The 10,132-nt window shown below is 58.5% G+C and carries 9 protein-coding genes and 1 pseudogene; all 10 read left to right on the top strand.

The annotated features are described in order from the left end of the window. Positions 1–1,074: 1,074 nt before the first annotated feature. Positions 1,075–1,266: pseudogene (locus tag MKD50_RS29585) on the top strand (transposase); the annotation flags it as partial. Positions 1,267–1,405: 139 nt separating this feature from the next. Next, on the top strand, positions 1,406–2,770 hold the full coding sequence (locus tag MKD50_RS29580) for an LLM class flavin-dependent oxidoreductase (protein ID WP_012354641.1): 1,365 nt from the start codon (positions 1,406–1,408) through the stop codon (positions 2,768–2,770). A gap of 53 nt (positions 2,771–2,823) precedes the next feature. Next, on the top strand, positions 2,824–3,333 hold the full coding sequence (locus MKD50_RS29575) for a flavin reductase (protein WP_012354642.1): 510 nt from the start codon (positions 2,824–2,826) through the stop codon (positions 3,331–3,333). Positions 3,334–3,463: 130 nt separating this feature from the next. Continuing rightward, complete coding sequence (locus MKD50_RS30790; RefSeq protein WP_306414577.1) at positions 3,464–4,210, top strand: aldehyde dehydrogenase family protein; 747 nt, start codon at positions 3,464–3,466, stop codon at positions 4,208–4,210. Beyond that, complete coding sequence (locus MKD50_RS30785; RefSeq protein WP_306414578.1) at positions 4,186–4,935, top strand: aldehyde dehydrogenase family protein; 750 nt, start codon at positions 4,186–4,188, stop codon at positions 4,933–4,935. The genes MKD50_RS30790 and MKD50_RS30785 overlap by 25 nt, the downstream gene beginning before the upstream one ends. Positions 4,936–5,157: 222 nt before the next feature. Then, the gene (locus tag MKD50_RS30780; protein WP_018003724.1) at positions 5,158–5,283 is read left to right on the top strand and encodes a hypothetical protein; all 126 of its coding nucleotides are present in this window, start codon (positions 5,158–5,160) and stop codon (positions 5,281–5,283) included. After that, positions 5,280–6,755, top strand: coding sequence for a sodium:solute symporter family protein (locus tag MKD50_RS29565; RefSeq protein WP_012354643.1), 1,476 nt, complete (start codon positions 5,280–5,282; stop codon positions 6,753–6,755). Before MKD50_RS30780 ends, MKD50_RS29565 begins: the two co-directional genes overlap by 4 nt. A gap of 47 nt (positions 6,756–6,802) precedes the next feature. Further along, entirely contained in the window at positions 6,803–7,342 is a 540-nt protein-coding gene (locus MKD50_RS29560; RefSeq protein ID WP_012354644.1) for a 6,7-dimethyl-8-ribityllumazine synthase, read from the top strand. Positions 7,343–7,401: 59 nt separating this feature from the next. After that, positions 7,402–7,941, top strand: coding sequence for a GNAT family N-acetyltransferase (locus MKD50_RS29555; RefSeq protein ID WP_012354645.1), 540 nt, complete (start codon positions 7,402–7,404; stop codon positions 7,939–7,941). A 104-nt stretch (positions 7,942–8,045) separates the two neighbouring features. Then, positions 8,046–9,257 (top strand): MFS transporter, encoded by a 1,212-nt coding sequence (locus MKD50_RS29550; RefSeq protein ID WP_051073457.1) that lies wholly within the window; start codon positions 8,046–8,048, stop codon positions 9,255–9,257. The last annotated feature ends 875 nt before the right edge of the window (positions 9,258–10,132 follow it).

The raw sequence follows: 10,132 nt of genomic DNA, 5'->3' as shown, positions 1-10,132 counted from the left end.
ACCCACCAACGCTTCGCTTGGTGCGGCTGGAGTTCACGTCCGGCGTTTTTCCTGTCCGCGATTCTCGCCCATGGCCGGCGGAGATGTTCTCCTATTGATCGGCTTGATGTGTCTCTATTGAGCCAGGCAGTTCGAAAATGAATAGCCCGACGGGTAGCTACCCGCGTTATACAGAAATCATGGCAAAGCGCGGCGCGGCTGACGCGCGACCTTCTGTCGAGGATAAGGCATTCAGCGCAGTGGAATGGATTTCGCGGAATGATTTCCTTGCAGACGTCGAACTAAGAAACGGTAGTGTGCCCGTTTGCCTCTTGAGGTCATGCGCTCAGTCCATGGGATGCATCAATGGGTTGGCTCGGAATTTAGCCGTTTGTCACGATGGATCTCAGTGTACTGCCTAATTCATGCGGGAAATGTCGGTCCGACTATGTCGTCGGGGATATTAGGGGCGTTAATTAAATGTAATCGGGCGAACCCGATGCCATTTATCGCCCGCAAAGGACGGCGTTGGATCGTGCGCTTCGCCTGTAGTGGCATTACGAAAGCACAGAATGCATTCGATATTGCCATCAACTATCCGTCAATGGAGGAAGCATGGCAGCAGAGAAGTCGTTACGTTCAATGGTTGAAAAATGGCTTACACCGTCGGTAGGGAAGCCGCCCCGCGTTATCGGTACGGGCCGCCTGCGAGACTGCCGCAGCCGCTTTGTTTGTGTGGAGTGCAACCGCGCTACTGGTACGCTGTCGATCATGTTCTTCCGGCACTGCGACGGTGGCTGGTATGTGTTTCCACCTGTGACAAGCAGAGCTGGAGGGGCTAGATAGGTTCGCACTCATGTTGTGGGCTTGCGGGCTAGTGCCATATCAGAAAATCCTTGGTGGAAATTCGAGAAGATCTGATAATACTTTTTGTGGGCTGCGATTAGTATGTTCATCGGGGTGCGCCAGTTAGGTGCACCCAAGTCGGTTGTATGTATCCCCCGACAATGCGTCCCTTATAGCGCCCGACGTTTCGTCGGGCGTTTTTTCTTTAGTTTTCGAAGAATTTGGGGGGCTGAATTGCCACATGCCGGCATTCGTTCCCTAGCCATGGACGAATTCGCGCTGCACAAAGGCCATCGCTTTGCCACGGTGGTAGTCGATCCGAGCGGCAGCAAGTGCTCTGGATCTGTCAGGGCTGCTCGCGCGAGACGGCGCGCCTTCTTCGAGCAACTGCCACCAGACGCGGCCAGGCGGATCGAAGCGGTTGCGCTTGAAGCTAGAACCGAAGGCTGCATAAACTCAGATCCCATCTAGGGGTTTACCTCCGGCCGAAATGTCTTTTTTCATGCTCGATTGTTTACTATAGTAAACGGCATGGGGGGATACCTTCCTTCCAAGTCTCTCTCGACAACTAGGAGTAGAAATGAGTCGTGAAATCCACCTGAACGCATTTGAGATGAACTGCGTGGGTCATATCCAGCAGGGACTGTGGACCCATCCCCGTGATGAATCGAGCCGGTACAGCGAGGTTCAATACTGGGTGGACTACGCCAAGAAACTTGAGCGTGGGCTGTTCGATGGCATCTTCTTTGCCGATGTCGTTGGGGTCTATGACGTCTTCGGTGGTAACGCCAACGCGGCTGTTCAAAACGCCGTGCAGGTGCCGGTGAACGACCCAATGTTAGTGATTCCGGCCATGGCCGCGGTCACACGCAATCTGGGGTTCGGCGTTACGGCCAACCTCACCTACGAGCAGCCGTTCCTGTTTGCCCGCCGCATGTCGACGCTCGACCATCTGACAGGTGGGCGCATCGGCTGGAACATCGTGACTGGCTATCTGGACAGCGCGGCGCGAGCCATCGGCCTCGACGGGCAGGTTGCGCACGATGACCGTTACGATCTGGCCGACGAGTACCTGGAGTTGGTGTACAAGCTCTGGGAAGGAAGCTGGGATGACGACGCGGTCATCAACGACAAGGCCAGAGGCATCTACGCAGACCCGTCGAAGGTTCGCGTGATCCACCATCGCGGTCGTCAATACAAGGTAAATGCGATGCACCTATGCGCTCCGTCGCCGCAGCGGACACCGGTGCTCTACCAGGCAGGCTCCTCGACGCGTGGCAGGCAGTTTGCCGCGACGCACGCTGAATGCGTCTTCGTGAATGGCCAGAAGAAGGACGGCGTCAAGACCATCGTCGACGACATCCGCGCGAAGGCTGTGGCCTTTGGCCGCATCGCGGACGATGTCAAGGCATTCCTGGGAGCGACGCTGATCATTGGTGGCACCGAAAAGGAAGCGCAGGAGAAGTACGAGGAATACAAGCGATATGTGAGTTCGGAAGGCGCACTCGCACACGCAGCCAGTTCGCTTGGCATCGATTTTTCGCGCTACGACCTCGACGAGCCGATCGATGTGAGCAAGAGCCAGGCGATCGTTTCCAACGTGGAAGCCATGACTCGCAGCGCAGGGGCCCAATGGACCTTGCGCAAGCTGCTCGAACAGATGCCGCTGGGTAGCCGCCAGGCACCGTGGGTCGGCTCTGCCGAACAGATCGCTGACCTGATGATCGAGTGGACCAACGAGACCGGTGTAGCAGGGTTCAACCTGTCGCGTACGGTGGCTCCGGAATGTCTCGACGACGTCATCGATCTGCTGGTACCGCTCCTGCAGGAGCGCGGCGTGTACAAGACCGCCTATCGCGAAGGTACGTATCGCGAAAAGCTGTTCGGTCATGCACGCCTGCCGGTCACCCATGCCGCAGCCAAGGCACGCGCCGCTGTGCGGTAATCCGCGCAGCACGTCCTTCACAAACTATGAGGCCCCAAGCTAAGGGGAGCACTATGGTAGACAAAACATCGTTCCGAGAAGCCATGGCCGGGCTAGGGGCCGCGGTCAACATCATCACTAGTAACGGCGAAGGTGGACTGGCCGGCTGCACAGTATCGGCAGTGTGCGGCATCACGGACGAGCCGCCAACTCTGCTTGTCTGTATCAATCGTGGCAGCAAGAACAACGAGGTTGTGCGTGAGAACGGCTGCCTTTGCGTCAATGTTCTCGCAGCGGATCAGCAAGACGCGGCTATCCGGTTCTCGAGCAAGAGCGTCTCGGTCGAGGAGCGTTTTGCCGATGTGGAATGGGATCGGCTGGTGACCGGTGCCCCCGTGATTGCCGGCACCGTCAGCGCTTTGGACTGCGAAGTCGCATCCATGATGGACGTTGGCACGCACACCATGTTTCTCTGTGAGATCAAAGCCGTGCGGACGCGCAATGATCGCGACGCCTTGATCTACTTTGGGCGCAACTTCCATAGTGTCGAAGCGCCGGCTGTGAAAGGCGCCGTAGCCGCCTAGGTCCAGCTCCAAAACCCCCGAGACGTCAGGTCGCACATGGGCGCTACGCGCCCATGTCGGACACGCTCGTCCTTCCCGATGCGCCGTGTGCGCGCCAGGTGTCACGGGCGTCCCCATCGCAGGCGACTGAATGGCTTCGATCTCTCCTTATCTCCAGCAGGCAATGCACATGACTTCCTATCCGGAAATTCGAATGCTGATCGCCGACAAGTGGCGCAGCGCGCCCGGTCGGCCCGTTATCAACCCATCGGACGAAACAACCATCGGCACTGTGCCAATCGCAACGACTGCAGACCTCGACGATGCCTTGTCGGCCGCGGCCGATGGTCTGAAGATCTGGCGTCGCACGTCGCCCGCACGGCGCGCCGAGATCATGCTGAAGGCGATTGACTTGATTCTCGAACGAGTCGAGGCCATTGCGACCGCCATTGCCCTGGAGCAAGGCAAGACCCTGGCGCAGGCGCGCGCTGAGGTGCTGCGTGGTTGTGACTTGATGACATGGGATGCGAACGAAGGCAAGCGGTTGTACGGACGTGTGATCCCGGCAGAGCCGCCCATGCGGCATACGGTGATCCGCGAACCCATTGGCGTGATTGGCGCATTCACGCCATGGAACTTCCCGATGAGTTCTCCCGCGCGCAAGGTGGGTGGTGCCCTCGCTGCCGGATGTTCGATCATTCTCAAGGCCGCTGAGGAAACGCCTGCGGGAGCCGTGATGTTGGCCCAGGCCTACCGCGATGCCGGACTTCCTGCTGGTGTGCTGAACCTGGTATTTGGAGAGCCGGGGATGATCTCGTCGTCCTGGTCGCCAGCCCGGTCGTCCGTGCCGTCACGTTTACTGGCTCCACGCTCGTGGGGAAGCACCTGGCCGGCCTGACAGCCCAACACATGAAGCCGGCGATTCTGGAGTTGGGCGGTCACGCGCCGGTCATCGTTTGCGATGATGCCGATCCCGACGCGGCAGCCCTCGCCTGCGTAAAGGGGAAATTGAACAACGCCGGGCAGATATGCGTTGCCCCTACGCGCTTCTTCGTTCATCGCAAGGTCTACGACAGGTTTGTCGAAGCATTTGCTCGGTACGGTGCCCGGATCCGGGTGGGGCATGCGCTGGAGCCGAGCAGTGATATCGGACCTGTCGCAAATGAGCGGCGACTTGCCTGCCTTGACGAGTTGGTGAAAGACGCGATCCATCAAGGAGCTCGCCTGCTTTGCGGTGGGGAGCCATTGCCGGGCGCAGGATACATGTTCCCGTTCACCGCACTTGCCGATGTCCCGTCCACCGCCCGCGCGATGCTAGAAGAGCCATTCGGGCCTCTGAGCCTGATTGCCCCTGTCGAATCGCTCGACGAAGCCATCGAACGTGCCAACAGCCTGCCTTATGGCCTTGCCGGATACGCATTCACTCGCTCTGCAGCGGCCGCCTATCGCCTTGGCGACGAGCTGGAGGTGGGCAACCTCGCAATCAATCACCTGACTTCCGCCGTGTCGGAAACGCCATTCGGTGGCGTGAAGGAAAGCGGGTACGGACGCGAAGGAGGCATCGAAGGGCTCGAGTGCTACACGAACGTGAAAAGCATTTCACACGTGATGGCCGACGCCTGAAGCGACGAACACCAGGACAACTCCAGAAAGCACAACAACGTTCCGCCCAATCCGGCCCGTTCACGTTGGTACCTTCGGTCACCAACTTGAGCGGGGTAGGAAGTTTATTGCCACCAAAGGAGATGCAGATGCGCCCCATCCATTTACTAGCCTTGCTACCCGCCGCAGGCGTGCTGATAGGCCCGTTCTTTCTGAACCGCGTTACCCCCCCAGATTCTCGGTATGCCCTTTCTGCTGGGCTGGCTGTCCCTCAATCTCGTACTCACGTCAGTTGTGATGGCGATCATCTTTCACAGCGATAGTAAGGCGCACGACGATCGCGGGACCGCGGCTGAGGAGCACGTATGAACAGCGCCCTGATCTTCATTTTTGGTGCCATTGCCCTGGCACTTGCGCTCGGTTTGCTGGCCAGGCGAGGAAAAAAGATGAGCCTGGAGGAATGGGCGGTGGGCGGCCGAGGCTTCGGCACGGCAATCGTGTTCCTGTTGATGGCCGGTGAAATCTACACGACGTTCGTCTTCCTTGGCGCGAGTGGATACGCATATGGCCACGGTGGTCCGGCCTACTACATGCTGGGCTATGGAAGCCTTTGCTTTGTCCTGTCGTACTGGCTGTTACCGCTGATCTGGCGCTATGCCAAAGCGAAGAACCTGATCTCTCAATCCGACTTCTTCGCGTCGAAGTATGACAGCCGGCCACTGGGCATCCTGGTCGCCGTTGTCGGCATCGTGGCACTGATGCCATACCTGGTGTTGCAGCTCAAGGGGCTTGGCATTATCGTGAGCGTTGCATCGTATGGCGCCATCGACTCCAGCCACGGCATGTGGATCGGTGCCATTGTGGTGGCCTTGTACGTGGCCATCTCCGGCGTACACGGGTCCGCGTGGACGTCGGTGGTCAAGGACATCCTGGTCATGTTTGTCGCCGTGTTCCTCGGCCTCTATCTGCCGTTCCACTACCACGGTGGCGTCGGGCAGATGTTTGCGGACATCGAGGCAGCAAAGCCAGGTTTTCTTGCCCTGCGCGAGTCCGGTGAAAGCCCGGTGTGGCTGGTTTCGACCGTTCTGCTTTCGGCGCTCGGCTTCTACATGTGGCCACACATGTTCATGGCGACCTACACGGCAAAGACCGACGTGGTGTTGCGCAAGAATGCCTACGTTCTGCCGATCTACCAGTTGATGCTCTTGTTTATCTTCTTCGTCGGATTTACTGCAGTCCTGCAGATTCCTGGGCTCAAAGGAAGCGACATCGATCTGGCACTGTTGAAGATTTCGCTGCAAACCTTCGACCCATGGTTTGTTGGTGTCATCGGGGCGGCAGGCGTTCTGACAGCGCTAGTGCCGGGTTCCATGATTCTGATGACATCGGCAACCTTGCTGGCCAATAACGTCTATCGTCCGTTGCGCCCGTCTGCCAGCAGCGCCGAGATCGTAAAGCTGAGTAAGTGGATGGCACCGTGCATCATGGCAGTCGGGCTCTTCTTCGCGCTCCAGGGCGGGAAGACGATCGTCGCACTTCTGCTGATGGCTTACGCGTTCGTCACCCAGTTGTTCCCGGTCCTTGTGATGAGTTCGCTGCGGAATAATCCGGTGACGCCGGTCGCGGCAATGACTAGCATTGCCGTGGGAGAGGCGACGGTTGCGTGGGTGTCTTTGACTAAGCAGTCGGTGGCTTCGCTCTTTCCATTCCTGCCGGATGCTTTGAAGGACGTGAATGTCGGCGTTGTCGCACTGGTACTGAACATCGCGACGTTGATCATCGTAACCTTGCTGACGCGGCGAAGCGAGCGCCCGGGTCTGACGGCTCCGGTTTCCCAATAACACCTGGGTGATGTGGGCGGAGGCGATCCCTCCGCTAGGAGATTGTTATGAAGACAAGCATTTTTTCCCGCGCGGCGCGTGTTGCATTCATTCAGGCGGAGTGGCACAAAGACCTGCTGGAGAACGCGCTTGAGGGATTCCTGCGCCGCATGGTCCAACTCGGGGTGTCTACCGATGCCGTAGACTTCTTCGAAGTGCCTGGAGCATTCGAAATTCCGCTGTTCGCCAAACGGATCGCGACACGCGGAGACTATGCGGCGATTATTGAAAGTGCGCTCGTTGTTGACGGAGGCATCTATCGGCACGAGTTCGTCGCTCAAGCCGTCGTGGAGGGGTTGATGCGCGTGCAACTCGAAACGGACACACCGGTGTTTTCAATGGTGCTGACGCCGCACAATTTTCGAGCTGAAGAGCACATGCGCGGATTCTTCGCCAAACTCTTGATAGAGAAGGGCGATGAGGTGGCAGACGCGTGTGTTAGGGCAGTCGGCTGCCTCGAGCGCCCGGGTGGATGCATGTCTGCTGAGGCAGCACGGCATCTGGCTCCTGGACGAGTAGGCGAGCGCCTGATTTCGACCACCGCATAGGGATCCAATGCCGCCGCCAGCAGGCAGCGCGGAGACCTTTGACCATATTGAAGGGGTACATGATGACCGAAATAACGATTCGCGATGCCACGCCAGAAGACATGGAAGCGGTATGTGCGATCTACAACGATGCTGTGGAGAACACGACGGCAATCTGGAATGAGGTCCTTGTCGATGTGGCCAATCGCTTGGACTGGCTTTCCGCACGGCGCAAGGCCGGCTTACCGGTTCTCGTGGCGCTGGACGCAACGGGCGTTGTGGTCGGCTATGCGTCATTTGGGGATTGGCGCGCGTTTGATGGCTATCGCCATACCGTGGAGCACTCGGTGTACGTGCGAACTGACCAGCGTGGCAAAGGTATTGCCGGCTCGCTAATGAAAGCTCTTATCGAGCGTGCGGGCGAACTCGGCAAACACATCATAGTCAGCGCGATCGAAGCAGGTAACGCGAGCTCGATCCGTCTACATGAAAAACTGGGCTTCGAGCAGGTCGGCCTGATGAAGGAGGTTGGCACGAAGTTCGGCAAGTGGCTGGACCTTGTCTTCATGCAGCTCAACATCGACCATCGTGCTGACCCGGATGGTGCGCGGAAGCAGTAGCGCATACGTGTGCTCCATCGTTTCCCCTCGCCGATCAAAGGTGCTGCGCTGGCTGATACCGCGGATTGAAGTCCGCTCCCAGCAACAGAATGCATTCCCAGAGTATGGCTCAATCTTCAAATGCTGCTCTGAAGTCGGGATGGCTTCGTCTCGACCCTGTATTGACAATAGCCACCGCGCAATTGTTCGGAACCTCGCTTTGGTTCAGCGCCAACAGCGCGGCCGACGATCTTGCCCGGACGTGGGGGCTGACGGCCGCAAACATTGGCATGCTCACGGCGGCGGTTCAGAGCGGCTTCATACTGGGTACCCTGGTATTCGCCGTATTCGGACTCGCGGACAGGTTCTCGGCGAGCCGAATTTTTTGCCTTTCGGCACTGCTTGGTGCTGCTTTCAACGCGTGGTTCGCGTGTCTGTCAGGGGATTTCTCCGCAGCAATCGCACTTCGGTTTGCTGTGGGCGTATGTCTCGCTGGCGTCTATCCGATTGGGATGAAGCTGATTATTAGCTGGGCCCCCGATAGAGCAGGGGCAGCGCTTGCATTGCTGGTAGGCATGCTGACCTTAGGGAGCGCGCTGCCGCATGGCTTGCGAATTATGGCCGCACAATGGCCGTGGCAGTACGTCATGGCTGGCTCTTCGGTGCTGGCAGGTATTGCGGCAGTCATGGTCATCTACTTGGGTAACGGACCGCACTTGCCGATGCGCCGCCCGGGCGGCCCGAATCCGGGTAATCCATTGCACGCGTTTCGCGATCCCCAGTTCAGAGCGATTGCGGTAGGTTATTTCGGGCACATGTGGGAGCTTTATGCCTTCTGGACCATACTACCCATGCTCGTTGCACGCTCGCCCCTGCCTTCGCTTTTCGAAACACAGGGCATCTCAGCGCTGGCCTTCGCCATCATTGGGGTTGGCGCCATTGGGTGCGTCTTCGGCGGCGTGCTAACCCGCTGGGTAGATAGTGCCCGCGTCGCGCTCAGCGCTCTCGCGATTTCAGGAGTGTGCTGCTTTCTCTTGCCGTTCGCGGCAGACGCGCTGTCACGGGGTTGCCTGTTGGTTTTTTTCTTGATTTGGGGAGCGGCAGTTGTCGCAGATTCCCCGCAGTTTTCAGCGTTAGCTGCCAAGACATGCCCTCTGCCCTTGGTCGGCGGTGCACTCGCCATTCAGAACTCGATTGGATTTGCGCTGACGGTGGCTTCCATTACCCTCGTGTCCACGTTGCTAGGGGACCTGGGCATGAAAACGTCCTGGGTGCTTCTGCCGGGCCCAGTTTTGGGAATCATAGGCTTCCTGTCGTTGCGCCGCAGTTCCCGCTGACAGCGGCTGCGGCAGCGAACGCTCGGCTCGGATATGTGTCGGGAATCGCTCCTTAACGCCCGATCAATATAGTTGAATGCGCGTCTAGCACGCAAGTACGGCCGCTTTCGGCGCCGTCCATGTTGCAGTTCACAAGGATGTCGGCTGCAGGGGTGAACTTGCTCGAGGCAACCCCCCCGTTTCCTAAACAGGCCGCATTCAGAAGGATTCACTCATGAGCAAGGTCCGTCGCGGGAAGGTACGAAAACCGTGACCACGATCTTTACCGTAGGCGCGATACTCCGCGAATACACCGGCGAAGTACTCTACTCTCCACTTCAATGGTGCGCTGGCAGGCTGGACCGCGTGGTCAGCGATCTGGAGTTCTAGATGCTGGAAGGCATTTCAGCGACCTCGATATCCCTTGATCGGCTCAGCAGAGGAGCGTGCGACTTGAGCGGCCGGAACCCCCATGGGGCACTTCACGGGTTCTGGGCGCATTGACCCGAAGCCTCGGAAAGTCTTCTTTACGCCCGTTGGCTGCCAACGCCATGTGACACTTCCGCTCATTGCCGACAAGCGTCAGCATTAGGATTTCATATTGGTGTGGTCAGTCCACTGACCACGTCGAGGAACGGCTGTCTTGTTCTCGAGCGAAGGAGATCGCAGGCGTGCACACACGGCGCTATGCTTGAGCTGCGATGGGGCCGCAGTGGAAGCATGCGCCCTTTCAACCGGCTACTCTAGGGAAGTGCTTATGTGGACGCCTCCCGGATAGCAAGGTCGATTTGACATGGTGGTCGACAGGTAGAGGCAGCACGCTTATGTCCGGCCCGTTTGTTGCAGGCCTTAAGGCCTGCTGGCCCATATGGAATTCGCTGACGAGGTCCCCAGCT

Source organism: Cupriavidus mimosae, from assembly GCF_023952485.1.
Lineage (GTDB): Bacteria > Pseudomonadota > Gammaproteobacteria > Burkholderiales > Burkholderiaceae > Cupriavidus > Cupriavidus taiwanensis_C.
This window is presented reverse-complemented; position numbering and strand designations above follow the sequence as displayed.